Annotated in this window: 19 protein-coding genes, 4 tRNA genes, 3 rRNA genes and 1 riboswitch; of the genes, 19 read left to right on the forward strand and 7 right to left on the reverse strand. The window is 37.3% G+C overall.

The annotated features are described in order from the left end of the window. Positions 1–130 precede the first annotated feature (130 nt). Entirely contained in the window at positions 131–1309 is a 1179-nt protein-coding gene (locus tag GTO82_RS02485; RefSeq protein ID WP_180873622.1) for an acetate/propionate family kinase, read from the forward strand. Between the two features lie 44 nt (positions 1310–1353). Here the strand turns inward: GTO82_RS02485 and GTO82_RS02490 are convergent, their stop codons facing one another. Beyond that, positions 1354–2250, reverse strand: a complete 897-nt coding sequence (locus GTO82_RS02490) for a mechanosensitive ion channel family protein (protein WP_180873623.1) — start codon at positions 2248–2250, stop codon at positions 1354–1356. A gap of 122 nt (positions 2251–2372) precedes the next feature. On the opposite strand from GTO82_RS02490, the gene GTO82_RS02495 reads away from it, so the two are divergent. Together GTO82_RS02495 and GTO82_RS02500 are read left to right on the forward strand one after the other, a co-directional pair. Further along, positions 2373–2804 (forward strand): DUF948 domain-containing protein, encoded by a 432-nt coding sequence (locus tag GTO82_RS02495; RefSeq protein ID WP_004895662.1) that lies wholly within the window; start codon positions 2373–2375, stop codon positions 2802–2804. Between the two features lie 21 nt (positions 2805–2825). Further along, the gene (locus GTO82_RS02500; protein WP_004896805.1) at positions 2826–3158 is read left to right on the forward strand and encodes a hypothetical protein; all 333 of its coding nucleotides are present in this window, start codon (positions 2826–2828) and stop codon (positions 3156–3158) included. 97 nt (positions 3159–3255) lie between these two features. Here GTO82_RS02500 and GTO82_RS02505 read toward each other — a convergent pair whose 3' ends face one another. After that, complete coding sequence (locus GTO82_RS02505; protein ID WP_180873624.1) at positions 3256–4362, reverse strand: aminopeptidase P family protein; 1107 nt, start codon at positions 4360–4362, stop codon at positions 3256–3258. Positions 4363–4505: 143 nt separating this feature from the next. Here GTO82_RS02505 and GTO82_RS02510 point away from each other — a divergent pair, with 143 nt between their 5' ends. Continuing rightward, positions 4506–5501, forward strand: a complete 996-nt coding sequence (locus tag GTO82_RS02510; RefSeq protein WP_180873625.1) for a substrate-binding domain-containing protein — start codon at positions 4506–4508, stop codon at positions 5499–5501. 72 nt (positions 5502–5573) lie between these two features. On the opposite strand, the gene GTO82_RS02515 is transcribed toward GTO82_RS02510, so the two are convergent. The 3 genes from GTO82_RS02515 to GTO82_RS02525 all read right to left on the reverse strand — a co-directional run bounded on the left by GTO82_RS02515 (position 5574) and on the right by GTO82_RS02525 (position 11291). After that, on the reverse strand, positions 5574–8393 hold the full coding sequence (locus GTO82_RS02515; protein WP_180873626.1) for a transglycosylase domain-containing protein: 2820 nt from the start codon (positions 8391–8393) through the stop codon (positions 5574–5576). A gap of 98 nt (positions 8394–8491) precedes the next feature. After that, a complete protein-coding gene (gene pepV / locus GTO82_RS02520; RefSeq protein WP_180873627.1) occupies positions 8492–9889 on the reverse strand; it encodes a dipeptidase PepV in 1398 nt (465 codons plus the stop codon). A 19-nt stretch (positions 9890–9908) separates the two neighbouring features. Then, on the reverse strand, positions 9909–11291 hold the full coding sequence (locus GTO82_RS02525; protein ID WP_180873628.1) for a glycerophosphodiester phosphodiesterase: 1383 nt from the start codon (positions 11289–11291) through the stop codon (positions 9909–9911). Between the two features lie 99 nt (positions 11292–11390). Here GTO82_RS02525 and GTO82_RS02530 point away from each other — a divergent pair, with 99 nt between their 5' ends. Genes GTO82_RS02530 through GTO82_RS02550 form a run of 5 tightly spaced genes read left to right on the forward strand, consistent with a single transcriptional unit; the run spans position 11391 to position 15038 of the window. Then, complete coding sequence (locus GTO82_RS02530; RefSeq protein WP_011161620.1) at positions 11391–11717, forward strand: hypothetical protein; 327 nt, start codon at positions 11391–11393, stop codon at positions 11715–11717. Between the two features lie 12 nt (positions 11718–11729). Further along, complete coding sequence (locus GTO82_RS02535) at positions 11730–13109, forward strand: bifunctional metallophosphatase/5'-nucleotidase (protein WP_086874688.1); 1380 nt, start codon at positions 11730–11732, stop codon at positions 13107–13109. Then, positions 13109–13648, forward strand: a complete 540-nt coding sequence (locus GTO82_RS02540) for a YutD family protein (RefSeq protein WP_011161622.1) — start codon at positions 13109–13111, stop codon at positions 13646–13648. Before GTO82_RS02535 ends, GTO82_RS02540 begins: the two co-directional genes overlap by 1 nt. 2 nt (positions 13649–13650) lie before the next feature. Further along, positions 13651–14433 carry a TIGR01457 family HAD-type hydrolase gene (locus GTO82_RS02545; RefSeq protein WP_180873629.1) on the forward strand — a complete coding sequence of 261 codons (783 nt, stop codon included), beginning with the start codon at positions 13651–13653 and terminating at the stop codon, positions 14431–14433. Further along, entirely contained in the window at positions 14421–15038 is a 618-nt protein-coding gene (locus GTO82_RS02550) for a TIGR01906 family membrane protein (protein ID WP_172399349.1), read from the forward strand. The genes GTO82_RS02545 and GTO82_RS02550 overlap by 13 nt, the downstream gene beginning before the upstream one ends. 7 nt (positions 15039–15045) lie before the next feature. Here the strand turns inward: GTO82_RS02550 and GTO82_RS02555 are convergent, their stop codons facing one another. Both GTO82_RS02555 and GTO82_RS02560 read right to left on the reverse strand, forming a co-directional pair. Beyond that, the gene (locus tag GTO82_RS02555) at positions 15046–15696 is read right to left on the reverse strand and encodes a VTT domain-containing protein (RefSeq protein ID WP_127835518.1); all 651 of its coding nucleotides are present in this window, start codon (positions 15694–15696) and stop codon (positions 15046–15048) included. Positions 15697–15722: 26 nt separating this feature from the next. Next, a complete protein-coding gene (locus GTO82_RS02560) occupies positions 15723–16679 on the reverse strand; it encodes an NAD(P)/FAD-dependent oxidoreductase (RefSeq protein WP_180873630.1) in 957 nt (318 codons plus the stop codon). 99 nt (positions 16680–16778) lie between these two features. Here GTO82_RS02560 and GTO82_RS02565 point away from each other — a divergent pair, with 99 nt between their 5' ends. From GTO82_RS02565 to GTO82_RS02610, 10 genes are all read left to right on the forward strand, one after another. Beyond that, positions 16779–17150: a CvfD/Ygs/GSP13 family RNA-binding post-transcriptional regulator gene (locus tag GTO82_RS02565; protein WP_180873631.1), complete on the forward strand. Its 372-nt coding sequence runs from the start codon at positions 16779–16781 to the stop codon at positions 17148–17150. A gap of 517 nt (positions 17151–17667) precedes the next feature. Further along, positions 17668–19240 (forward strand): 16S ribosomal RNA (locus GTO82_RS02570). A gap of 218 nt (positions 19241–19458) precedes the next feature. Beyond that, a 23S ribosomal RNA gene (locus tag GTO82_RS02575) occupies positions 19459–22361 on the forward strand. Between the two features lie 61 nt (positions 22362–22422). Then, positions 22423–22539 (forward strand): 5S ribosomal RNA (rrf, locus tag GTO82_RS02580). The 16S, 23S and 5S rRNA genes sit together here with 4 tRNA genes alongside, the layout of an rRNA operon. A 13-nt stretch (positions 22540–22552) precedes the next feature. Then, a tRNA-Asn gene (locus GTO82_RS02585) sits at positions 22553–22625 on the forward strand. A 22-nt stretch (positions 22626–22647) separates the two neighbouring features. Further along, positions 22648–22737: transfer RNA gene (locus GTO82_RS02590), tRNA-Ser, on the forward strand. A 118-nt stretch (positions 22738–22855) separates the two neighbouring features. Continuing rightward, a tRNA-Glu gene (locus GTO82_RS02595) sits at positions 22856–22927 on the forward strand. A gap of 23 nt (positions 22928–22950) precedes the next feature. Then, positions 22951–23023 (forward strand) — tRNA-Val (locus GTO82_RS02600). A gap of 82 nt (positions 23024–23105) precedes the next feature. Continuing rightward, positions 23106–23176: riboswitch (SMK box riboswitch) on the forward strand. Beyond that, entirely contained in the window at positions 23174–24382 is a 1209-nt protein-coding gene (gene metK, locus GTO82_RS02605) for a methionine adenosyltransferase (RefSeq protein WP_180873632.1), read from the forward strand. (Overlaps the previous riboswitch by 3 nt.) Then, a complete protein-coding gene (locus GTO82_RS02610; protein WP_180873633.1) occupies positions 24372–25829 on the forward strand; it encodes an MDR family MFS transporter in 1458 nt (485 codons plus the stop codon). The genes metK and GTO82_RS02610 overlap by 11 nt, the downstream gene beginning before the upstream one ends. Positions 25830–25846 lie beyond the last annotated feature (17 nt).

The raw sequence follows: 25846 nt of genomic DNA on the forward strand, positions 1-25846 counted from the left end.
GTTCTGATATTTTATTGGAATTAAGTCTTTTTTATTTAACATATAAATAATAACTTTTATTCATGAAAGCGCTATACTTAAAACGAAAGAATAGTTATATAAGTTTAAGTAAATTTCGAGGTTATAACATATGAAAAAAGTTCTAGCAATTAATTCGGGGAGTTCCTCTTTTAAATACAAATTATTTTCTTTCCCTAATGAAAAAGTAATTGCTTCGGGAATGGCTGATAGAGTAGGAAAAGAAAATGCTGTCTTTAAAATTAAGTTGAGTAATGGTCAAGAATATATAAAAAATCTGCCTATTCATAACCAAGAAGAAGCAGTTAAATTATTAATTGAAGATTTAAAAAAATTTCACGTAGTTGAAGATTTGAGAGAAATTAGTGGTGTTGGTCATAGAGTAGTAAATGGAGGAGAAATTTTTAAAGAATCGGTCCATGTTAAAGAAAAGGAACTACAGGAAATATTTGATCTTGGAGAGTTAGCACCGTTGCATAATATTCCAGAAGCAAATGGTATTAAGGCGTTTATGAGGATTATCCCTAATGTACCTCAAGTGGCGGTTTTTGATACCTCATATCATCAAACTTTAGATCAGATTCATTATCTTTACTCCATCCCTTATGAGTATTATCAAAAATATAGTATTAGAAAGTATGGTGCGCACGGAATTTCAATTTCTTATGTGGCACAACGTGCGGCACAAATGCTTAATAAGAATCCTAACTTAGTCAATTTGATTGTTTGTCATTTAGGATCTGGAGCTTCTGTTACCGCAGTAAAAAATGGAAAATCTTATGATACTTCAATGGGAATTAGCCCACTTACTGGGGTAACAATGGGAACTAGAAGTGGTGACTTTGATCCAGCTGCCTTACAACGTTTAATGCACAAAACTGGAATGAATATCGATGAAGCAATTGAAATTTTGAACTATAAATCAGGATTATTGGGGATTTCAGGTGTCTCTTCTGATATGAGAGATTTAATTGAGAGCAAGGATAAACGTGCAAAGCTGGCTCGAAAGATATTTATTAATCGTGTAGTTAGGTATGTCGGTGCATATGCAGCTGAATTAAATAGTGTTGATGCAATTATATTTACTGCGGGAGTTGGAGAACATGATCCTGGCATTAGAGCAGGAGTGATGGCATCATTAAAATATTTAGGCCTAGATCCTGACTTTAAAGCTAATCGGACAGATGGAGAAAAGTTTATTTCTAAACCTAATTCAAAAGTAAAAGCAATGGTTGTTCCTACTAACGAAGAATTAATGATTGCTCGTGAGGTAGTGCGAGTTTTGCAATAAAAAAGATTAAGTAGGATTAGACAAAGGTCTAACTACTTAATCTTTTAAGAAGTAGTAGTATTTTCTTGTTTTGTAGGTATAGAACTAAATTTTATATCTTGTTGATTGAACTTTTTGATATAAGCACTCAGATAAGCATTTTTTACCTGGCTTTGACTGTTAGCCACTACTTGAAAATGAATCTGGTAAGTAATACTTGAACCGGTTTGATTGATAATGCCAATAATTTGCGGCCCCTTTTTAATTTGATTTTTAAATTTATCTTTTAGGTCTTTATTTACTGTGTTAATTGCATGGTTAACAGTTGTAAGATCGTTATCAACCGATAAATTCAAATTAATGTTCATACTCCATCCAGAATGTGAACCATGAGTTAAATTTTCTACAATAGTAATATTGCGATTGGGAATATAGATAACTGCACCATTGGTAGTTTTAAGACGAGTATTACGTAAGGTGAAAGAAAGAACAGTTCCAGTATAGGTTCCAATTTTGACAGTATCGCCAATATTATATTCGCCCTCACTTAGAATATTTATTCCAGTTATTACATCACTTACTAAACCTTGAGCCCCCATCCCTAAAGCAAGAGAAACAAGTCCCACACTAGCGATAAGAGTCCCGACTGGAATGCCTAGAAGTGTTAAAAGACTGTATAAATAAAATAAAAGAATTGTGTATTGAAAAAGAGCAACGCCAAGTTGAGCTAAGGTTCTTTTTCGACCAGTCATGTGTTCTTGAAACTTGGGATTTTTCAGTAAGTAACGGGTTAATAAGCGTTTACCTATACGCCAAATCAAGAAAAAGATTCCAGTTGTAATTAGAATTTGAGTTCCACGACTTAAGAGAGTATGAAGTACACTATTCCAATCAATAAGTGAATCAACATTATTAGTTTTTTTAGTTGTAGATGTTCCTTTTAAAATAGTTGACCAGTTCAAAACATCATCTCCTTAGCAATTTCTTTAGATAGTATATCAAAAAGTAAGGTACTATTTCATTGCTTGAGGGGAGGAATAATGCTAGACTTTTTATGAGAGGAATAATTAATGGAGGATAGATTATGTCAATTTCATATGGTGCATTAGCTGGCTTGATTGCAGCAGTTGCCTTTTTAATCTTAGTCTTATTTACTTTGCCTTTAATTGTTAGAGCAACTAAGACAATGAAGAAAGTTGACTCAACTATGGATAGCGTTAATATAGCAGTTGATGACTTAACTAAGCAGACTGCAGTATTGATGAAACAAAGTGAAGATTTATTAGAAAAAAGTAATGCTCTTCTAGCCGATGTAAATGGTAAAGTAACCGAGTTAGAACCAGTTGTGAAGGCAGCTGCAGATTTAGGTGAAAGCGTGTCAGACATTAATTCTTCATCAAGAAGAATGATTGAACGTTTCTCTGGTATGGGTATTAGAGGAGCTGGAATTGGCATCTTTTCATCTCTAGTTAGTCGAATGTTTGCAAGACGTAAGCGTCGTCGCGGTGAAGACTAATATTTATAAAGGAGAACAATTATGCGTAAATTAGGTGGATTTTTATTAGGTAGCGTTGTTGGTTTAGGTGTTGGCTTGATTGCTGGATCTTTATTATTACCAGAAGATGCAACTGATGATGTAAAGAAAAAACTAGCTGAAAACGAAAAGTTGCAAGACTTAAAAGAAAAATATGACAAGGGAACTGAAGCAATTAAGAACCAATTAGCATCATTCCCTAAATCAGTTGAAGATGATTCAGAATTGAAAGATTTTGATGATATCGTAATTGATGATACTAACAAAGATCTTGGCGAAGATGAAAAATCTGACAAAGAAGCTGTTAGTGATCTAAATAACGCTGAAAAAAATTAATTAATTAAGATTAAAGAATCAAGTTTTCACTTGGTTCTTTTTTTGTATAAAAAAACTGGTGATAGAGGTAAACTATCACCAGTTAATTTAGTATAAATTAGTCTTTAACGGGAATGTATTTCAATTCTTTACTTGTTTTAGTAAAAGTTTCAAAACCATTCTTTGTCACAACACCACAGTCTTCGATTCTAACACCAGCTACGTTAGGGATATAAATACCTGGCTCAATTGAGAAACACATACCTTCTTCAAGAACAACATCATTTCCTTCCATAATTTGTGGAAATTCATGAACGTTCATACCAATACCATGACCAAGACGGTGGATGAAATACTCGCCATAGCCAGCCTTAGTGATGATATCTCTAGCAACGGCATCAAGTTCACTAGCTGTAATACCAGGTTTTGCGGCTTCAATCGCTGCTTGTTGAGCTTCACGATCAACTTCGTAGATTTCTTTTTCTTTAGCAGTTGGTTCTCCGTAAGCAACAGTTCTACTTGAGTCCGAAGCATAGCCATTATGCATTGTTCCAAGGTCAAAAAGAACTAATTCATTTGGTTCAATTTTATTCATGGTTGGGCCAAGATGAGGGTTAGCAGCATTTTTACCAGCTTGGACGATTGTTTCAAAACTAGTGTGCATTACACCTTTTTGAAGTTTTAACTGGTAATCAATTTGACCAGCAACGTAGCGTTCAGTTACACCGTTTTTAAGGGCATTAAAACCAATTTGAAAAGCAAAGTCAGCTTCTGCGCCAGCAGCTTTTAATTGTTCAACTTCCTCTGGTGTTTTACGTAAGCGTGCTTCAGCAACAAATGGGGATACATTATTTGTAAACGAGGAATCAGGAAAGGCGATTCTTAATGCTTCTAAGCGATCAACTGAAAGATGGACTTTTTCAATAGCAATATTATTTGGAGTGCCAATACGTTGATTTACCAAGTCAGCAATTTTTGACCATGGATTTTCGTGATCAAGATAGCCATAAACATCTCCATCCCAGGCTGAATTTTTAGCTTCTTCAACATTTAATTCAGGTGCAAAAATAAAAGCTGGCTTATCTTTAAAAGCTAGCAACGCAAAAATTCTTTCGTGAGGATCCATGCTGTAGCCAGTAAAGTAATTAATACTAATTGGATCAGAGATGTAGACAACATCATTATTGGTTGAAATTAGCCAATTTTGTAACTTATCTAAGTTCATAATTTTAACTCCTTTTTTAACATATACTGGGAGTATATCATATAATATGGTAAAATAATTAGTTTTTAGTCGTAAACGGTTGCAATGTCTTGATATTCTTGATAAGTTATAAAAGAGTGTTTTTACAGGAGTGTGAGAAATTTATGCAAAAACAAGAAGTAACTATTTATGATGTTGCTCGTGAAGCAAAAGTTTCTATGGCTACTGTTTCAAGAGTAGTAAATGGAAATAATAATGTACGTAAAGAAACACGTGAAAAGGTATTAGCTGTCATTGACCGTTTGCATTATCAACCTAATGCCGTAGCTCAAGGATTAGCTTCAAAGAGAACTACAACTGTTGGTTTGATTGTTCCTGACTTAACGAATATGCATTTTGCAGAATTATCTAAAGGAATTGACGATATTGCTACTATGTATAAGTACAATATTTTACTTTCTAGTGTCGGTAATACTTTGTTAAATGAAGATCAAGTAATTCAAAACTTACTTAATAAGCAAGTTGATGGTGTAATTTACATGTCAAACTTGATGAGTGAAAGGGCACAAGAAATTTTCAAACGTACTAACACACCAGTTGTTTTGGCAGGTACTACAGATGCAAATCAAGATTTTCCTAGTGTAACAATTGATTATAAGGCAGCTGAGAAAGAAGCCTTAGGCTTATTATTGAAGAATGGTAAGAAAAACCTTGCTTTAGTTGTTGGCGATGGAAAAGCTTATGTTAATAAGGATAATCGTTTTGTAGCTTATAAAGATTTTATGGAAGAACATAACTTAGAAAATGTTCATATCTATGAAGGTGCTAGAACTTATGAAGACGGTTATGAATTATTTAAACAAATTAAAGCAGATAAAATAGAGGGAATTATTGCTACTCGTGATGTAACTGCAGCTGGTATTATTAATGCAGCAGCAGATGCAGGTGTAGCTATTCCAGATGACTTAGAAATTATATCTGCTGCTTCAACTAATGTGGCTAAAATTGTTCGTCCGCAATTAACAACTGTGCAACAACCACTTTATGATATCGGTGCTGTTGCAATGAGAATGTTAACTAAATTAATGAGTAACGAAGAATTAGATGAAGCTCATGTTATCTTGCCATATACTTTAAAGCAATCTCGTTCTACTAAATAAAATATAGTTATACTAAAAATCCTCTTAGGTTAAATTCAACCTAAGAGGATTTTTTAATATGTAAAATTCTAATTATGGAGCGGTAGGAGCATTCTCTGCTGCAGCGTCACCCGCAGTAGCTTCTGTGCTAGTAGTGCCGCTCGTAGGAGCATTTTCACTTGGACTAATATTTGAATTTACATCGTTAGCTTCAATAGCATTATTACTTTCTGATCTATTATTTTGAGATGAAGAAGGAGATTCACGAGTAGAAACGGTACTTCTCGTAGTGGAGGAAGAATTGTTGTTTCCGCCTTGTCCTGTACTCCTAGCTTGTTCATCATTGGCTCCTACATTCCGATTAGTTGAGGAAGAAGAATTATTATTAGATTCACGATAAACTTCATGGTTTTTGCCATAATAATTTTTTGCATTTTCTGAAGTCGATCCATCAGCTACAGCAAAGAGACTATTAATATTCTTTTTCTTAGAAATCGTCTTACCAGTGTAGATTAAGACTTTACCATAGTCATTATGTTTACCTTCTAAGTAATCATAGAAGAGGTTGTAGTCTTTGGTTGAGCCACCAATACCAAATCTAGCAGTTGCATTTGGTGCTGGTGAAAGACTTAATGCGGTAGTCTTTTTGCCAGTGAGATCAATATTATCGCCATCATAGCTTACTGTTCCAGATAATGTTCCTGTTCTTGCTAAGACTCTATTTTTATAAACGGAGCTTGGACGGCTAGGCGCATCATTTAATTTAAAGATCGACGGATCTTCCTTATATAATGCATTAGCAATATTGGCCCATAGATTTAAATTAGTCTCACTAGAATTAGAATCTAAGTTGTATGAATGACCGTAGAAGTTATCATAGCCCATCCAACTAGAAATTGTAATTCCAGGAGTAGATCCATTAAACCAAATATCACGATAATCATTACTTGTTCCAGTTTTACCAATTAAGTTCTTATAATCAAACTTCAAGGTACCGGTTAAGCTTGAAGCAGTCCCTTTAGTCACTACTTGGTGTAGCATCTTCTGCATAATGTAGGAAGTGCCTGTAGAGAAGACTTTTTGTGGATTTTGTTTGTGCTTATAGATTACTCGACCTGATGGATCTTGAATTTCTTCAATATAGTATTGATCGGCACGTTTACCATTGTTATAGAAGTTAGAAAAGGCACTAGCATTATCAGCTACTGAAAAACCGTAATCAGTACCACCAAGAGCTAATCCTAAGTTTTCAAATTCACTCTTACTTAAATTTAAGCCTAATTTCTTCATATCTTGACGCAGATTGATATTTTTATCGTTAACTAACTTACTGTATAAATTTACAGCAGGAAGGTTATAAGACTTACTTAAAGCTTCCTGAGCTGAGATAAATCTGTTTTCAACAGTTGAGTTATAGTCAGTTGGAATATAGTTACCAAATCTGGTAGGGAAGTCAGCAATTGCGGTTTGGCTTGAAATAAGCTTATGCTCTATCGCTGGTCCATAAACTAAATATGGCTTAATTGAAGAACCAGGAGAGCGGTAAGTATCAAAGGCATGGTTAATTTGAGAATTTTTAAAGTCAACCCCACCACTAAATGCTAAGACCTTACCGGTAGCATTATCTATTACTACACTACCATTTTCAACATGCTCAGTAGTATTAACCCACTTATTAGTAGAGGAATCAAAATCACGAGAAGTTCGGTCTTGACCATACTTGTTTTGCTTAACAACCTGTTGCATGGTCTGGTACAGCGGCTTTCTAATTGTGGTTTTAATGTGGTAACCCTTTTGATGAAGAAGCTCAGTTGCACTAGTTAGGTATTGATTATAACGGTTTGTATCTTGTTTAACGTCAGAGACTTTTAAACCATCTTGTTCAATCAAGTTTTCAGCTAAAAGACTAGCACTCTTATTCATTACTAAATTGTATAAGTAACCGCTTTGTTTCTTTTGCTTAGGTGCTTTTTCAGGAGCAAGGAAGTCAGCCCGTAAATCATATTTTTTAGCTGCAAGATAAGCTTTTTTACTAATATCGCCATTTCTGTACATACGGAATAAAACAATGTCTTTTCGCCGCATTGCTAAGTCAAGATCACTTTTTACTTTTCCATTTAAGCGATATGGAGTATATACAGACGGACTTTGAGGTAGACCGGCAATAAAAGCGACTTGCGGTAAATTAAGTTCAGAAATTGATTTACCAAATATACCTTCAGCAGCAGTTTTAATGCCGACAATATTTTCTCCGCGATTATTTTTACCATAAGGAGCAGCATTTAAATATGCACGGAGAATGTCTTCTTTAGAAAAATGTTTTTCGATCTTATGAGCATAAAACATTTCAGTAACTTTTCTTCTCCAAGTTGTCTGGCTAGTTAAGAATTGCATCTTAACTAACTGCTGAGTTAAAGTTGACCCACCAGTCTGCACACCAACACCTGTTAGTTCAGAAAGTACAGCTCTAACTAAGGACTTAGGTAAAACACCCTTATGAATATAAAAGTTTTCATCCTCAGTGGCTGTTACAGCATTCTTAACGAGGGGAGTTAATTCACTTTCACTTGCTTTTTTAGTAACCGTATCTGGTCGAACAGTAGCAATTTTTTTATTACCAGCATAGTAGAGGGTAGCTGAATTTTGAGCATGATTTATTTGATGATTTAATTCGCTAATAGTTGGAATAGGTTGATTACGAACAATGCCAAGTGCATAACCTCCACCAAAACCAATTAGTAAAAATAAACCGAAAAATGCAATTAAAATAAAATAATGAAAAACACGGCGCAAGGTTAAATAGACGATACCACTATAAAATTTCCACTGGCTTTCGTCTGATTCGCTTTGCAGTGTTTTAACTTCTGGCCCCGCAGTTAGGAACTTTCTGATTTTCTCTTTTAAATTTTTCACAGATCAGGATCCTTTGTTAATTACTTTTCACCTATTATAGCAAAAAAAGGACTAGCATTGATGCAGTCCTTCTTTACGAATTTATTAATATTTTTGGTTTACTTAGTTAATTCATAAATTGCTTCGGCGTAAATAGCAATTGAATTGATTAAATCATCAACCTTCATGTATTCATTTGGTTGGTGCATAACAAGTGGGGCACCTTCTGGTTGAGCACCAAAAGCTACACCATGTTTGAATAGCCGGCCGTATGTACCACCACCAATGATAACCTCATGTCCCTTCTTACCAGTTTGTTTTTCATAAACAGAAAGAAGTGTCTTAACAATTGGATCATCGCCAGGAACATAGTGTGGAGCTTCAGCAGAGCCTTCAACTCTAGCATCTAAAATATCACCAAACTTTTCGTTGATATTTTTCACCATTTCTTCTGGTTCAATACCTTGAGGGTAGCGAACATTGTTTAAGAGGTATGCATTTTGACCTTCAAAATTAAACATACTTGGTGAACTGGTTAAATCACCCATTAAATCATCATGGTGGAAAATGCCTAATTTCTTACCATTGAAGTCTTTATGTTCAACAGTTGCTAGGAAGTGTAAGAAGTTCTTTGCTTGGCCATCAAAGTTAAGACTATCAAGGAAGAGGGCAAGGTAAGTAGCAGCATTTCTACCAGTTTCAGGAGCTGATGCATGAGCGCCATGACCAGTTAATGTTAATGCAAGGCGACCACTAAGCATTTCAGCCTTACCTTCAAGTTTGTGTTCTTTAAGGAAAAGATCAAATTTTTCTTTAATGCCGTCAATATCGCCTTCAAGTTGGGCATGAGCGGTTTGAGGGATGACGTTAGTAGCGATTCCAGATTGGAATGTCCAAAGCTTAACGTCACCTTGGCTTGGGTCAAATTTGAAGTCAAGTTTTAGAGTAACAATTCCTTGTTCACCGTTGATAATTGGAAATTCAGCATCAGGTGAGAAGGCAACATCAGGAGCTGGTTGATGCTTGAGGTAGTAATCAATTCCTACCCAATTAGTTTCTTCATTAGTTCCAAGGACAAAATCAATCTTCTTTTTAGGCTTAAATCCATGTTCCTTTAAGATAAGCATTCCATAATAAGCAGCTAAAGAAGGTCCTTTATCATCAGCACTACCACGACCATAGATTTTTCCATCTTTAATAGTCATCTTAAATGGATCAGTCTTCCAGCCTTCGCCAGCAGGAACAACATCCATATGTCCAATAATACCTACACGTTTGTCACCAGAACCCATATTGATTCGATCTGCATAGTTATCAAAATTTTCAGTGTCGAAACCATCGCGTTTAGCAAAAGATAAAAACTTCTTCATTGCTTTAACTGGGCCAGGACCAACTGGGTATTCTTTACTGGTGTTGTTTAAATCTTCAGAAGAATCAATTGCGATTAATTCTTTTAAATCATTTAAAATAGCATCCTTTTTTTCCTGAGCTAATTTTTTATAATCTAGTTCTTCCATAAATGTACTCCTTTAATTTTTATCTCTGATTAAATATTACAGCATTTACATCAGAATAAGTCGACCAAAAGTTTTTAATTGGGACTTTTTCTACTGGTAAATAAGGAAATAGTGCAACGTTGGTTTGACGATAAGCTGGATCAAGTTTTCGATAATTCTTATAGGCAAAAGTGTTCTTATTGAATAGACCATAATATAAGATCTTAGAAGACTTTACCCAGCCATAGTCAGTAAGAAGCCATAAATCATTGACTCCGCCACTTACACCTAATATTTTATAGCGTTTATTAGGCATGAGTTGGGCTTTTTTACCAGACTGCCTATCAGGTTTATTATAAGTGAAAATCGGATTTTGGATAGGATTAATAATACTTAAATTCCAATATGGCAAAATCCATTCAGGCTGCAAATCTAAGCTAACTAGATCTGCAGGAACAAATTCCTTATCACCAATTTGATAAAAAGTTTGTCCCGATGCAATAACAGCTGAAGAAACATGGACAGGTTGTAAGAAACTAATTTGCTTTGAAGTTTTCACATTTAGATATGGGTTTACGCTAACTCCAGTCGGAGTACGACCAAAGTAAATACCATCTTTATTAACAGTATATTTTTTAGTACCACTCTTGGCCAATTTGTATTTATAGCCTCTTGCAGGAAAGTTCGTTACAACTCCATCTACATCATTGTTAATTAACCAGTTCCATAATTTAGGTGATTCGTTCATTTCGGCCCAAACAAATACTTTTTGATGTAGAGCATGAAGCTGACCGATAAGTTTAGGATTTTGAGTGACTAAATCAGATGAAATGTTAATTCCATTTACATAGCTTAATACATCAAAATTAATTCTTTGCAGAGAGCCAACAATAAAAATTCTAGGTACATCAGGTAATAATTGACTCATAGTCTTTAGACTAGGGGCAGAAAAGCTATGGATCATGACCCGATCTTGCATATGATATTTTTTGATACTGCTAGCAAGAAGCTCCTCCATATTTTTAGGGCTATTATGTTTAGTCTTTTTCGTTTCAAGAAGGAACTTAGTATTAGGTTTATCTTTATAATAATCAAATAATTGATCTAGCGAAATGATTGACTCACCGTTAGCTTGTTTTAAGGTATTTAAATAGGAAAAATTATTTTGTGATACAATAACCGGTGATCCAACAACTCGGCTTAAGTCGCGGTCATGAGAAACGACTAAGACGTTATCTTTTGAAACATGAAGATCAAGTTCAACATAATCTGCACCATCTGCGAAAGCTGAGTTGTCACTTTGAATTGTTTCTTCTGGATATTTACTGGGGTTGCCTCGGTGTCCGATAACCAGAAATCCAGATTCAAAAATAAAAATTAAACTAAAAAAAAGGGCTAAAAAGTAAAGCCGGCTTGTTTTCATGTGTACACCTCTATTCTTTTTAACAATAGCATGGATGTATACTTTTTTCTATAATTAATATAGTAGTTAAAATCATTTTAAGAAAGTAGATGCTGAAATATGGCTTATGAGCAACTAGACTTGATTGAAGAAGTTACTCGCAATGACGGATCGAAATATTATGAAATTTCAAATATCGATCAAAACGGAATTGCTGAACTAGCTGTAGACCGTGGATTAATTAAAAAAGTTCGAATCTTGCAGTTGAATTTAGCTCGAACTAAATCACTACAACTATATGAAGAATATATTAATAAAACCTACCAATTAGAGACCTTAACTAATGAGAAGGATTGGAAAGACCCACAATGGGTAGAGTGGGAAAAACCTAAAGGAAAAGTATTAGATGCCTATAACACAGTATTAAAAGCCAATCATATTGGTTAGAAGAGGAAAAGTATGGAAAAATTACGTATTATTCATACTAATGACCTACATTCACATTTTGAACAATTTCCTAAAATAAAAAGATACTTGCATCAAGCTCAAAATGATAAGAGCGTTGATCAAACATTTACTTTTGATGCTGGTGATTTTATGGATCGATCACATCCTTTGTCTGACGCAACAGAAGGACAGGCTAACATTAAATTAATGAATGAATTTAATTATGATGCAATTACCATTGGAAATAATGAAGGTATTTCAAATTCTCATGCAGTTTTAGAAAAATTATTTGATCACGCTAATTTTCCCGTTGTATTAGCTAACCTACGTGAGGAAGATGAGAGTATGCCAAAGTGGTGTACTCCCTATAAAATATTTGAAACCAAAAAGAAGACTAGAATTGCAGTTGTTGGTTTAACAGCTGCATATCCAATGACATATGGTCCCAATCATTGGCATGTGAAGTTGATTTCTGATACTTTAGATAAATTACTGCCGAAGATAAAGGGTCAATATGATATGTTAATTATTGTTAGTCATATTGGTTTAAGGGTGGATCGATATATAGCCCATCATTATCCTGAAGTAGACTTGATTGTTGGCGGACATAGTCATGACTATTTAGCAAAAGGTGAAAAAGTAAACAATACTTGGATTACTCAGACAGGAAAATGGGGTCAACATATTGGTGACATTAGTGTTGAATTAAATGATGAGCATCAAGTATTATCAATTAAACCAAACACTGTCACTACTGATGACTTACCAAGTTTAGATTCCGATCAAAAGCAAATTGTAGATTGGCATCAAAAAGGTGAGCAGATGCTTAAAGCACGAAAAATTGCTTATTTACCAGGTAAATTTGATCATGATAAGATGGCAGCAATTCAAGTTTCACTTGATGCAATTAGTGAATTTGCTGGAACTGATGTTGCTGTCTTGAATAGTGGTTTATTTTTAAAACCATTTCATCAGGGAGTTTTAACGGAAGCCGACTTACAAGCTGCTTTGCCTCATCCAATGCATGTGGTACAAACTAAGCTGCTTGGAAGTGATGTTTGGCGCATGGTAATGGAGATGGAAAAAAATCGTCATTTTCTAAGTAAATTTGCACTTAAGGGAATGAGTTTTAGAGGTAAGATTTTTGGAGATCTTGTATATAAGGGAATACAAGTTGATCATGCAAGTAGAACGGTTTACATTAATGGAAAAGAAATTGATCCTGAAAAAGAATATACACTTGCATTGCTTGATCACTATGTTTTGATTCCATTTTTCCCTACAATTTCAATTATGGGTAAAAATAAATTTTTATTCCCCGATTATCTAAGAACCGTAATAGGAAACTATTTAAAAAAGAAATACCCAATAAATAAAGAGAAAGAAAAATAATGGAGTATAAAGAAGCAGATAAAGACCAGCCGCTATACCATCCTTTAGCTCATGTCATTATTAATGAAGATATTGTAATGATTAACGGGCGAGAGTATGAAATTATAGCTAACGTAAAAGATGCTCTAGACATTGAAATGCTTAAGGAGAAGTATGACCCTTATTTAGATCAATATGATTATTTAGTAGGGGATGTCTCAAGTGAGCATTTGAGATTAAAGGGCTTTTATGATGAGAATGATCGCGTTGCAATTGATAAAAAAGCTAATGCAATTGTGGATTATTTAGAAGAATACTGTAATCCTGGTAGTGCATATTTTATTTTGCGTTTAGCTCAAGAAAACCAAATTAAAAAAATTGCTTTTGGTAGGCAAAATAAGAGAAAGAGCACAAACAATAACTGCTACCGTGCAAAGCGTCCTTACTTTAAAGAAAGACGCGTTCATAAAACAAAGATTGGCAGTCATAAGACAGCCGTAAAATTTCAACGTGGAAATCATAAAAATAAAAGCTTTGTAATTAAGAAGAGAAAGGGATAATTGTGGAACATAAAGACTATAAATGTTACTTAATTGATTTAGATGGAACTATTTACCGTGGCAGCGATACGATTGAAAGTGGTGTGAGATTTATACATCGTCTCCAAGAAAAAAATATTCCCCACTTATTTTTAACTAATAATTCAACTCGTACACCACAAATGGTAGTTGATAAGCTTAGAGGACATGGCGTTAATACTGATATTTACCATGTTTATACGCCAGTTTTAGCTACAGAGTCTTATTTACTTTCTCAAAATCCAGATGCAACTAAAATACCAATTTATATTATTGGTCAAATTGGCTTAGTACAAGGCTTATTAAAAAATGAACGTTTTTACTATGATGATCGAAATCCAAAATATGTGGTTGTAGGGATGGATACAGATTTAACCTACCACAAAATTCGTGTAGCAACTCGAGCAATTAGAAATGGTGCAACGTTTATTGGAACAAATGCAGATAAAAATTTACCTTCTGGAGATGAGCTACTACCTGGAAATGGCGCCCTTTGCACGATGATTGAAGTAGCAACGGGGGTTAAGCCAACTTACATCGGAAAGCCTTCACCGATTATTGTAGCGAGTGCATTGAAAATGTTGAATGCACAAGGACAAGATGCAATTTTAGTTGGAGATAACTACGATACCGATACTATGGCGGGGATTAACTGCAATATTGATTCACTCTTAACGTTGACAGGCGTAACAAATAAGGAGCAGTTAAAAGAAAAAGATAAGAAGCCGACATATATTGTAGAGAATCTAGATGAATGGAAACTATGAAAAGAAAACCGATAATTGCAGTTGTTTACAATTTAATGATGGCGCTTGCTACCGCGACTTTAGGAGCAGTTGTTTTGAGCTGGCCCTTACTAGCAATTTTTGTAAAGGCTCAAAAGACTGATTTAATAGTAAGAAAGTCACTGGGAACAATAATGAAAAACTATACTCAACTTTTGGATTATTTGTTGCTCCCCTTTAAAAATAAATTGCAAATGTCTGATTTCCCTACTTCTCCGAGTGCAGCACGCCATTTTTATGAGTGTAAATTATTGTTTGAATTAGCAATAATTGTCTTTATTGTTGGATTAATTATTCTTATCTTTTTAAAAATGAGAAAGAGAATGAATTATATCTACATTTCGAAAACTACAGCCTTAATCTTTATGATTTTACCTGTAATTATTTTGCCTTTTGCTTTAATGAATTTTGATGAATTTTTCATTTCTTTTCATCACTTATTATTTAACAATAGTGACTGGCTTTTTGATCCTACTACCGATCCTATTATTAACGTTCTAACAGAGGAGTTTTTTGCAGGGTGCTTTGCAACTGGTGGGATAATTTATGAATTATATTTTTCCTGTTTTATTTTGACAAAAAAATAAAGGAGCTTTAACCAAGCTCCTTTTTTAATACTAATTTTTTCTTTATCCAAATGATCAATACTGGTACCACTGAGATTAAGATGATTGCCAGCACAATTAATGAGAAGTGTTCTTGAACAACTGGAATATTTCCAAAGAAGAATCCTAGAGCAGCAAATAAAGTTACCCAGAGAAAACCACCGAGAAAGTTATAACGGATGAAAGTACCATAATGCATCTTACTTGCACCAGATACAAATGGAACAAAAGTACGAATAAATGGAATGAATCTTCCAATTACAATAGTAATACCGCCATGCCTGTCGAAGAAATTTTCGGCAGCTTTTCGTTTATCTTGATTAATCAACTTATTAAACCAACTGTGCTTAGCACCTTCAGCTTGTGACCAACGACCGATTTCATAATTAATTGTATCGCCTAAAACAGCAGCCACAAGAAAAACTAAATAGCAAATCCAAAAATGAAGATTGTATTTTGGTGTTGCTGCCATTGCACAGGCAGCAAATATAAGTGAGTCTCCTGGTAAAAATGGAAAGATAACTAAACCTGTTTCAATAAAAACAATTGCAAACAGAATTAAGTATGTCCAGTTTCCAAACATATTCACAATTGTGACTAGGTGGTCATCAATATGAAGAATAAAATCAATAAGTCCCATAAATAACTATATATTCCTTTCAAAAATTAGATACTCGTAGAATGAAAAGTCATTGTTTTTTCTGGAAATAGGTCTTGCATAATGCTGCTAATTGCAATTTGAGCCTCGCCAAAACCTAGGGCAATCATTGGTACCCGGCCTGGGTAAGTAATAGTATCACCAATTGCGTAAACATGAGGCAAATTTGTTTGCATTGTTTGAGAAACAGAAATTAAATTATTTTCTAATTCAATGCCCCACTTACGTAATTGACGATTATCACTTTTGAAACCATATGCAACTAGAATTTCATCAACGTCTTTAGTAATAAAATCGTGACTTGCACCAACTCTGTGCAAAACTAATTCTATTCTATTATTGTTTAAGTGAAGTTCTTTTGGAAGGTAAGGAGTTAAAAGTTCAACATTTTTTAAACTTTTAAGTTGACTAACAGAACTTTCAAGTCCGCGAAATTCATTTCTACGATGTACTACATATACATCAGATGTTTTACTTAATTCCATTGCCCAATCAAGTGCAGAGTCGCCACCACCAAGAATGGCGACTTTTTTATTAGAAAAGATTTCGGGATGTTGCATGGAATAGTGAATATGGGCTTGGAGTTCTGGAGTAGTAGATAAAGGTAGAGTTTTTGGCTTAAATGCTCCTAAGCCCGTAGCAATCAGAAGGCTTTTCACTTGATAGTCATTATCAATAATAATATCGTCTTCAGCTGAGAAAGAGATATTTTTTACTTTATGTGAGAGGGTTAATTTAGTATTTTCGTTTTGTTCAAATAATCGGGAAACTAATTCTTTTCCTTTAATAGAAGAAAAAGCCGGGATATCTTTAATATCTTTATGTGGATAAAGCATACTAATTTGACCACCAACTTCATTTAAAGCGTCAAAGCTAATAGTTTTTAAGCCATGTAAATTAGCAAAAGAAGCGGCAAAGAGACCAACTGGCCCAGCGCCGATAATAGCTAAATCATATTTTTCCATTGTAATAAGCAATCCTCCATAAGAATTAATCTAGAAGTCATGTCTTTAGCGTTAATTAAAAAGACAGTTATAATTAATATTAGTAAGGGATGAGATAGTATGCAAGTTAAAATTGGTGATATAGTTCATGGAAAAATTAGTGATATACAGCAATACGGAATTTTTGTAAGATTGGACAGCCAGATAGAAGGATTAATTCATATTTCTGAAATTCATGGTGGCTATGTAAAAGATATAGGAAGAGAATACCAAGTTGGAGAAACTATAAAGGTACAAGTCATTGATATAGATCCATATTCTAATCAAATTAGCCTATCTCGACGAGCTGTTCTTCCTGAAGTCAAAGAAGCAAGAAAAAAGAGAGTTCATTTTTGGACCTCAAAACGAGCTAAAAAAGGATTTATGCCATTAAAAGAAGTTTTAAATAAACAAATTCAAGAAGCTAAAATTAGATATTCAAAAAAAGATTAAAATAAAGTGTTAAGCAGTAGTACTTAACACTTTATTTTTTATATCCGAATTTTAAAACTTAAATCTTAATAAAAATAAGAATGAAAAATGATAAATCTGAACAATTAAATTGTTAATTAAATGAATATTCGCAATATATATTTTTATTCAAAACCATGTTGACGAAAAGTGAAAAAGCCTGTAAAGTAGTACATGCTGTTTGAGGCAAGCGAAAAGAGCGAATAAAAAAGTTCAAAAAAAGTTTGCCAAAGCGAGCAAAAGATGATAATATTATAAAGCTGTCATTTGAGAGAGATGAGAAAATTAAAAAAAGTTCTTGTCAAAGCTTAAAAGACATGATATAATATAAAAGTTGTCACATGACAACGGTAGTACCTTGAAAACTGAACAAAGTTTCGCTGAAAGTGTGCGGGATATAAAAATCCCAAACAAAAGCGAAGTCAATTCGTAAGCAATAAATTTGAGATAACTCAAAGAAAGTTTTAGAGCTAAACGATAAAAAGCTCATTTTCAAAAGGAAAATGAGAGTTTGATCCTGGCTCAGGACGAACGCTGGCGGCGTGCCTAATACATGCAAGTCGAGCGAGCTTGCCTAGATGATTTTAGTGCTTGCACTAAATGAAACTAGATACAAGCGAGCGGCGGACGGGTGAGTAACACGTGGGTAACCTGCCCAAGAGACTGGGATAACACCTGGAAACAGATGCTAATACCGGATAACAACACTAGACGCATGTCTAGAGTTTGAAAGATGGTTCTGCTATCACTCTTGGATGGACCTGCGGTGCATTAGCTAGTTGGTAAGGTAACGGCTTACCAAGGCAATGATGCATAGCCGAGTTGAGAGACTGATCGGCCACATTGGGACTGAGACACGGCCCAAACTCCTACGGGAGGCAGCAGTAGGGAATCTTCCACAATGGACGAAAGTCTGATGGAGCAACGCCGCGTGAGTGAAGAAGGGTTTCGGCTCGTAAAGCTCTGTTGGTAGTGAAGAAAGATAGAGGTAGTAACTGGCCTTTATTTGACGGTAATTACTTAGAAAGTCACGGCTAACTACGTGCCAGCAGCCGCGGTAATACGTAGGTGGCAAGCGTTGTCCGGATTTATTGGGCGTAAAGCGAGTGCAGGCGGTTCAATAAGTCTGATGTGAAAGCCTTCGGCTCAACCGGAGAATTGCATCAGAAACTGTTGAACTTGAGTGCAGAAGAGGAGAGTGGAACTCCATGTGTAGCGGTGGAATGCGTAGATATATGGAAGAACACCAGTGGCGAAGGCGGCTCTCTGGTCTGCAACTGACGCTGAGGCTCGAAAGCATGGGTAGCGAACAGGATTAGATACCCTGGTAGTCCATGCCGTAAACGATGAGTGCTAAGTGTTGGGAGGTTTCCGCCTCTCAGTGCTGCAGCTAACGCATTAAGCACTCCGCCTGGGGAGTACGACCGCAAGGTTGAAACTCAAAGGAATTGACGGGGGCCCGCACAAGCGGTGGAGCATGTGGTTTAATTCGAAGCAACGCGAAGAACCTTACCAGGTCTTGACATCCAGTGCAAACCTAAGAGATTAGGTGTTCCCTTCGGGGACGCTGAGACAGGTGGTGCATGGCTGTCGTCAGCTCGTGTCGTGAGATGTTGGGTTAAGTCCCGCAACGAGCGCAACCCTTGTCATTAGTTGCCATCATTAAGTTGGGCACTCTAATGAGACTGCCGGTGACAAACCGGAGGAAGGTGGGGATGACGTCAAGTCATCATGCCCCTTATGACCTGGGCTACACACGTGCTACAATGGACGGTACAACGAGAAGCGAACCTGCGAAGGCAAGCGGATCTCTTAAAGCCGTTCTCAGTTCGGACTGTAGGCTGCAACTCGCCTACACGAAGCTGGAATCGCTAGTAATCGCGGATCAGCACGCCGCGGTGAATACGTTCCCGGGCCTTGTACACACCGCCCGTCACACCATGAGAGTCTGTAACACCCAAAGCCGGTGGGATAACCTTTATAGGAGTCAGCCGTCTAAGGTAGGACAGATGATTAGGGTGAAGTCGTAACAAGGTAGCCGTAGGAGAACCTGCGGCTGGATCACCTCCTTTCTAAGGAAGGCGAAAGATGATGGAGAGTGCGAGAGCACTAAGAGAAGTCATCGAGAAAGCCAAGCGGAAGCACACTGAGAAACTTTGTTTAGTTTTGAGGGTATTACCTCAAGAGCTAGTACATTGAAAACTGAATATAATCAAAAGCAAAAAACCGAGACAATCGAAAAAACAGATTGAAGAGCGACCGAGAAGAGAGAGAAACTCAACTTGAAATAGGTCAAGTAGAAAAGGGCGCATGGTGAATGCCTTGGCACTAGAAGCCGATGAAGGACGTGACGAACCACGAAAGGCTTCGGGGAGCAGTAAGTAAGCAATGATCCGGAGATATCCGAATGGGGGAACCCAATACCGTGAGGTATTATCATTAACTGTTAAGGTTAATGAAGGAAGACGCAGTGAACTGAAACATCTAAGTAGCTGCAGGAAGAGAAAGAAAAATCGATTTCCCAAGTAGCGGCGAGCGAACAGGAAAGAGCCCAAACCAGCTGGCTTGCCAGTTGGGGTTGTAGGACTGCGATATAGTACTTGAAGTGATAGCAGAATTATCTGGAAAGATAAGCCAGAGAGGGTGAAAGCCCCGTACGCGAAATTGCAGAGAGACTTAGCAGGATCCTGAGTAGGTCGGGACACGAGGAATCCCGATTGAAACCGCGAGGACCATCTCGCAAGGCTAAATACTAACTAGTGACCGATAGTGAACCAGTACCGTGAGGGAAAGGTGAAAAGAACCCCGGAAGGGGAGTGAAAAAGAACCTGAAACCGTGTGCCTACAAGTAGTCAGAGCACATTAAAGTGTAATGGCGTGCCTTTTGTAGAATGAACCGGCGAGTTACGTTATGGTGCAAGGTTAAGTCAGAAAAGACGGAGCCGGAGCGAAAGCGAGTCTGAATAGGGCGAAAGAGTATCATGACGTAGACCCGAAACCAAGTGACCTACCCATGACCAGGTTGAAGGCGTGGTAAAACACGCTGGAGGACCGAACCCACGTGAGTTAAAAATCGCGGGGATGAGTTGTGGGTAGCGGTGAAATTCCAAACGAACTTGGAGATAGCTGGTTCTCTCCGAAATAGCTTTAGGGCTAGCCTCGTGTGAATGATAATGGAGGTAGAGCGCTGTTTGGACTAGGGGCCCGTCAGGGGTTACTGAATCCAGATAAACTCCGAATGCCAGATATCAATGCACGGGAGTCAGACTGCGAGTGATAAGATCCGTAGTCGAAAGGGAAACAGCCCAGATCACCAGTTAAGGTCCCCAAATCTATGCTAAGTGGAAAAGGATGTGGAGTTGCGTAGACAACTAGGATGTTGGCTTAGAAGCAGCCACCATTTAAAGAGTGCGTAATAGCTCACTAGTCGAGTGACGCTGCGCCGAAAATGTACCGGGGCTAAGCATAGTACCGAAACTGTGGATGCATATATTATATGCGTGGTAGGAGAGCGTTCTAAGTGCGGCGAAGTTAGATCGAGAGGACTAATGGAGCGCTTAGAAGTGAGAATGCCGGTATGAGTAGCGAAAGATAGGTGAGAATCCTATCCGCCGAAAGACTAAGGTTTCCTGGGGCAGGCTCGTCCGCCCAGGGTAAGTCGGGACCTAAGGTAAGGCCGAGAGGCGTAGCCGATGGACAACAGGTAGATATTCCTGTACTGAAATTGTTCGATATGAGCAAAGGAGGGACGCAGGAGGCCAATGACGCATGTTGCTGGAAATACATGTGCAAGCAGTAAGAAAAAAGATGAGTCAAATGCTTGTCTTTAGATTTCAAGCTGTGACGCGGAGCGAAATAAAAGTAGCGAAGGTCATGATGTCACACTGCCAAGAAAAGCTTCTAGCCAGAACAATTTTACCCGTACCGCAAACCGACACAGGTAGTCGAGTGGAGAACACTCAGGTGAGCGAGAGAACTCTCGTTAAGGAACTCGGCAAAATGACCCCGTAACTTCGGGAGAAGGGGTGCTGATAGTAAAATATCAGCCGCAGTGAATAGGCCCAAACAACTGTTTATCAAAAACACAGGTATCTGCAAAATCGTAAGATGACGTATAGGTACTGACACCTGCCCGGTGCTGGAAGGTTAAGAGGAGAGCTTAGCGCAAGCGAAGGTTTGAATTGAAGCCCCAGTAAACGGCGGCCGTAACTATAACGGTCCTAAGGTAGCGAAATTCCTTGTCGGGTAAGTTCCGACCTGCACGAAAGGTGTAATGATTTGGGCACTGTCTCAACGAGAGACTCGGTGAAATTATAATACCCGTGAAGATGCGGGTTACCCGCGACAGGACGGAAAGACCCCATGGAGCTTTACTGTAGCTTGATATTGAGTATTTGTTAAACATGTACAGGATAGGTAGGAGCCAGAGAAAGTAGGACGCTAGTCTTACCGGAGGCAATGTTGGGATACTACCCTTGTTTGATGGATCCTCTAACTCACAGAGCTGAGCGTTCTGGAGGACAGTGTCAGGTGGGCAGTTTGACTGGGGCGGTCGCCTCCTAAAGTGTAACGGAGGCGCCCAAAGGTTCCCTCAGAATGGTTGGAAATCATTCGCAGAGTGTAAAGGTATAAGGGAGCTTGACTGCGAGAGCTACAACTCGAGCAGGGACGAAAGTCGGGCTTAGTGATCTGGTGGTACTGCATGGAAAGGCCATCACTCAACGGATAAAAGCTACCCTGGGGATAACAGGCTTATCTCCCCCAAGAGTTCACATCGACGGGGAGGTTTGGCACCTCGATGTCGGCTCGTCGCATCCTGGGGCTGAAGTCGGTCCCAAGGGTTGGGCTGTTCGCCCATTAAAGCGGCACGCGAGCTGGGTTCAGAACGTCGTGAGACAGTTCGGTCCCTATCCGTCGTGGGCGTAGGAAATTTGAGAGGAGCTGTCCTTAGTACGAGAGGACCGGGATGGACATACCGCTGGTGTACCAGTTGTCTTGCCAAAGGCATCGCTGGGTAGCTATGTATGGAAGGGATAAGCGCTGAAAGCATCTAAGTGCGAAGCCCCCCTCAAGATGAGATTTCCGATGCGAAAGCAGTAAGACACCTTAAAGACGATGAGGTAGATAGGCTAGGAGTGGAAGCATAGCGATATGTGGAGCGGACTAGTACTAATCAGTCGAGCACTTGACCAAAGCTCAAAGGTTTAAAGGCTAGAGATTATATTCAGTTTTGAGTGTGAAAGCTCAGAAAGAGTACGGTGGCGATGGCAAGAAGGATACACCTGTTCCCATGCCGAACACAGAAGTTAAGCTTCTTAACGCCGAGAGTAGTTGGTGGGAAACTGCCTGCGAGGGTAGGCAGTCGCCGTGCTCTTTTTTAATATTCCGGCTTAGCTCAGTTGGTAGAGCACCTGACTGTTAATCAGGTTGTCGTCAGTTCGAGTCTGACAGCCGGAGTTTATGGCAATAATAAAATAATGGAGTGTTGTCCGAGTGGCTGAAGGAGCATGATTGGAAATCATGTATACGGGCTTTACCTGTATCGAGAGTTCGAATCTCTCACACTCCGTTGGAGAATATTTTTCGCCATAATATGTATTTCATTTATTGAGTAAATTTTTTGAAAAAAGTACTTGCTTTTTGAAAAAGATCTGGTATAGTAATATATGTGCTCAATTGTGAGATCTGGCCCGTTGGTCAAGCGGTTAAGACACCGCCCTTTCACGGCGGTAACATGAGTTCAAATCTCGTACGGGTCATTGCCATATTAAATATGGTTGTTGGAGGATTAGCTCAGCTGGGAGAGCATCTGCCTTACAAGCAGGAGGTCACAGGTTCGAGCCCTGTATCCTCCATCGTTCACGGGACTACCAAATATGGTAGTCCTTTTTTTGTGTTTAAAGACAAATGAACGAATTTTTATTATATATATTGTTATTCGGTTAAGGTCCCGAAAGGATTCGTTTTTAACGAAGATGCCTTGTAACCGAAAGATGGGGGACTCTATGAAAAAAGAAAAACGTTTATTTACTTCGGAATCAGTTTCAGAAGGACATCCAGATAAAGTTGCAGATCAAATCTCTGATGCTATTTTAGATGCAATTTTAGCTAAGGATCCAGATGGTCGTGTAGCTTGTGAGACGACTGTTACTACCGGTCTCGTTTTAGTTGTAGGTGAAATTTCAACCTCTGCCTATGTGGATATTCAATCTGTAGTTAGAAAAACTATTTTAGAGATTGGATACAATCGTCCTGAACTTGGTTTTGACGGTAATAATTGTGCTATCTTAGTCGATATTGATGAACAATCTAGTGATATCGCTGGTGGTGTTAATGAATCACTTGAAACACGTGAAAACCAGCAGGACAAAGATGATTTAGATAAAATAGGTGCTGGTGACCAAGGGTTAATGTTTGGTTTTGCCATTAAGGAAACTCCTGAATTAATGCCGCTACCTATTTCTTTAGCTCATTCATTGATGAGACAGGTTGCTAGTCTTCGCAAAGAGGGACGTCTTGATTGGCTAAGACCTGATGCAAAAGCACAAGTAACTGTAGAATACGATGATGAAAATAAACCAAAACGTGTAGATACAGTGGTTATTTCTACTCAAACTGATGCAACAGTAACTAACGATGAAATTCGTGAAGCAATGATCGATATGGTAATTAAGAAGGTCATCCCATCTCAATATCTTGATAAGGATACTAAGTTCTTGATTAATCCTTCTGGTCGCTTTGTTATTGGTGGACCTAAAGGAGATTCGGGGCTAACTGGACGTAAGATTATTGTTGATACATATGGTGGATACGCTCGTCATGGTGGCGGTGCTTTCTCAGGTAAAGATTTAACTAAGGTTGATCGAAGCGCAAGTTATGCGGCTCGATATGTAGCTAAGAATATTGTGGCAGCTGGCTTAGCTTATCAATGTGAAATTCAACTTGCTTATGCAATTGGAGTTGCCCATCCAGTTTCAATCATGGTTGATACGCATGGAACAAGTAAAGTAAGTGAAGATCTATTGGTAGAGGCGGTTAGAAATGTCTTTGATTTAAGACCAGCTGGTATTATTGAAATGCTGAACTTAAAGCGTCCTATTTATCGCCAAACTGCCGCTTATGGTCATTTTGGACGAACAGACGTGGATTTACCTTGGGAGCATACAGATAAGGTAGAAGCGCTAAAAACATATGTGAGCGAGCATGCAGAATAAAAGTAATACTAAAATTGTAACAATTGCTATCTTTTTAACGACCTTTATGACAGCGATTGAAGGGACTATTGTATCGACGGCGATGCCCACAATTGTTTCTGATTTAAATGGATTAGAAATCATGAATTGGGTTGTTTCCATCTTTCTATTAATGACTGCTGTCTCAACCCCAATTTATGGAAAACTAGCTGATAGCCTTGGAAGAAAACCTGTATTTCTATTCGGAATTGCTGTTTTTGTGATTGGATCAGCACTTTGTGGAATTGCACAGAATATGGTGGAACTAATCCTCTTTCGAGTAATTCAGGGGCTCGGATCAGGAGCAGTACAGCCAGTAGCTGTTACCATTATTGCTGATTTATATACGCTTGAAAAAAGAGCAAAGATGCTAGGTTTAAACTCTGGTTTTTGGGGAGTAGCTTCGGTCATTGCACCATTGTTAGGTGGATTCATTGTTCAACATTTATCATGGCATTGGATTTTTTATATTAATGTTCCATTAGGAATTTTAGCCTTTTTACTGGTGATCTTCTTTTTTAAAGAAACAAAGACAAGTAAGGATTCCACTTTAGATTTAAAAGGAACAACTTGTTTAGTCATCTTTTTATTGGCCTTAATGGTCTTCTTACAAGAAATAGAAAATGGCTTTAATTTAATCTTATTAGGATTACTAGTTATTATTGTTGCTTCAGCCTTTCTTTTCTTTAGAATGGAGAAGAAAGCAAAAGATCCAATTATGCCGCTAGATATGCTAACTAGCAAAGAATTTACAATGATTAATTTGATTACTTTACTTATTTCAGGGGTAGTCATTGGCTTTGAATTTTATATTCCAACTTGGATGCAGGAAATAAATGCGACAAGCGCTTCTGTTGCTGGATTTGCGGTGACACCAAGTTCTTTAATGTGGATTGTAGGATCATTTTTAATCGGAGGAATGCTTGGACGATGGGGAATAAAGAAAACATATGATTATATGTTAATTATCCTTGTTTTGGCAGACTTAGCTTTAATATTTGTTCCAATCTACACTTCGTTTTGGGTATTTTGCCTGATTGCAGCATTTAATGGGACAGCCTTTGGAGCTATTACAACTGCTTCGCAAGTTTGTTCTCAAGTTTTAGTAGGACGCGATAAAATTGGAGTTGCAACTAGTTTCAATACATTAATGAAATATTTAGGACAGACTATGATGGTCTCTATATATGGAATTACATTTAACATGGTTGTAGCTAAACAGCTAGCACATCATCCGCAATTAACTCAAAGAATGATGAATGATATTGTTTCTGCTGATAAAGCTAAACATTTAACATCTAATTTAATACCGACTTTAAGGCAAGTTTTATTAAGTGGTTTAAAGTCAGTATATGTAGTTTCTTTAATTGTAATAATTTTATCGCTAGTTCTTAATCAACTTTATAGACAGAAGAAAATTGTTGAATAAAAAATGCTAACTGAGTA

This window comes from Lactobacillus johnsonii (assembly GCF_013487865.1).
Taxonomy (GTDB): domain Bacteria; phylum Bacillota; class Bacilli; order Lactobacillales; family Lactobacillaceae; genus Lactobacillus; species Lactobacillus johnsonii_A.

Excerpts from the sequence above, each read along its gene's own strand:
- GTO82_RS02510 (WP_180873625.1), top strand. The coding sequence starts at position 4,506 with ATGCAAAAACAAGAAGTAACTATTTATGATGTTGCTCGTGAAGCAAAA.
- GTO82_RS02525 (WP_180873628.1), bottom strand. The coding sequence starts at position 11,291 with ATGAAAACAAGCCGGCTTTACTTTTTAGCCCTTTTTTTTAGTTTAATT.
- GTO82_RS02485 (WP_180873622.1), top strand. The coding sequence starts at position 131 with ATGAAAAAAGTTCTAGCAATTAATTCGGGGAGTTCCTCTTTTAAATAC.
- GTO82_RS02500 (WP_004896805.1), top strand. The coding sequence starts at position 2,826 with ATGCGTAAATTAGGTGGATTTTTATTAGGTAGCGTTGTTGGTTTAGGT.
- GTO82_RS02505 (WP_180873624.1), bottom strand. The coding sequence starts at position 4,362 with ATGAACTTAGATAAGTTACAAAATTGGCTAATTTCAACCAATAATGAT.
- GTO82_RS02495 (WP_004895662.1), top strand. The coding sequence starts at position 2,373 with ATGTCAATTTCATATGGTGCATTAGCTGGCTTGATTGCAGCAGTTGCC.
- GTO82_RS02610 (WP_180873633.1), top strand. The coding sequence starts at position 24,372 with ATGCAGAATAAAAGTAATACTAAAATTGTAACAATTGCTATCTTTTTA.
- GTO82_RS02555 (WP_127835518.1), bottom strand. The coding sequence starts at position 15,696 with ATGGGACTTATTGATTTTATTCTTCATATTGATGACCACCTAGTCACA.
- GTO82_RS02565 (WP_180873631.1), top strand. The coding sequence starts at position 16,779 with ATGCAAGTTAAAATTGGTGATATAGTTCATGGAAAAATTAGTGATATA.
- GTO82_RS02550 (WP_172399349.1), top strand. The coding sequence starts at position 14,421 with ATGGAAACTATGAAAAGAAAACCGATAATTGCAGTTGTTTACAATTTA.
- pepV (WP_180873627.1), bottom strand. The coding sequence starts at position 9,889 with ATGGAAGAACTAGATTATAAAAAATTAGCTCAGGAAAAAAAGGATGCT.
- GTO82_RS02535 (WP_086874688.1), top strand. The coding sequence starts at position 11,730 with ATGGAAAAATTACGTATTATTCATACTAATGACCTACATTCACATTTT.
- metK (WP_180873632.1), top strand. The coding sequence starts at position 23,174 with ATGAAAAAAGAAAAACGTTTATTTACTTCGGAATCAGTTTCAGAAGGA.
- GTO82_RS02560 (WP_180873630.1), bottom strand. The coding sequence starts at position 16,679 with ATGGAAAAATATGATTTAGCTATTATCGGCGCTGGGCCAGTTGGTCTC.
- GTO82_RS02530 (WP_011161620.1), top strand. The coding sequence starts at position 11,391 with ATGGCTTATGAGCAACTAGACTTGATTGAAGAAGTTACTCGCAATGAC.
- GTO82_RS02540 (WP_011161622.1), top strand. The coding sequence starts at position 13,109 with ATGGAGTATAAAGAAGCAGATAAAGACCAGCCGCTATACCATCCTTTA.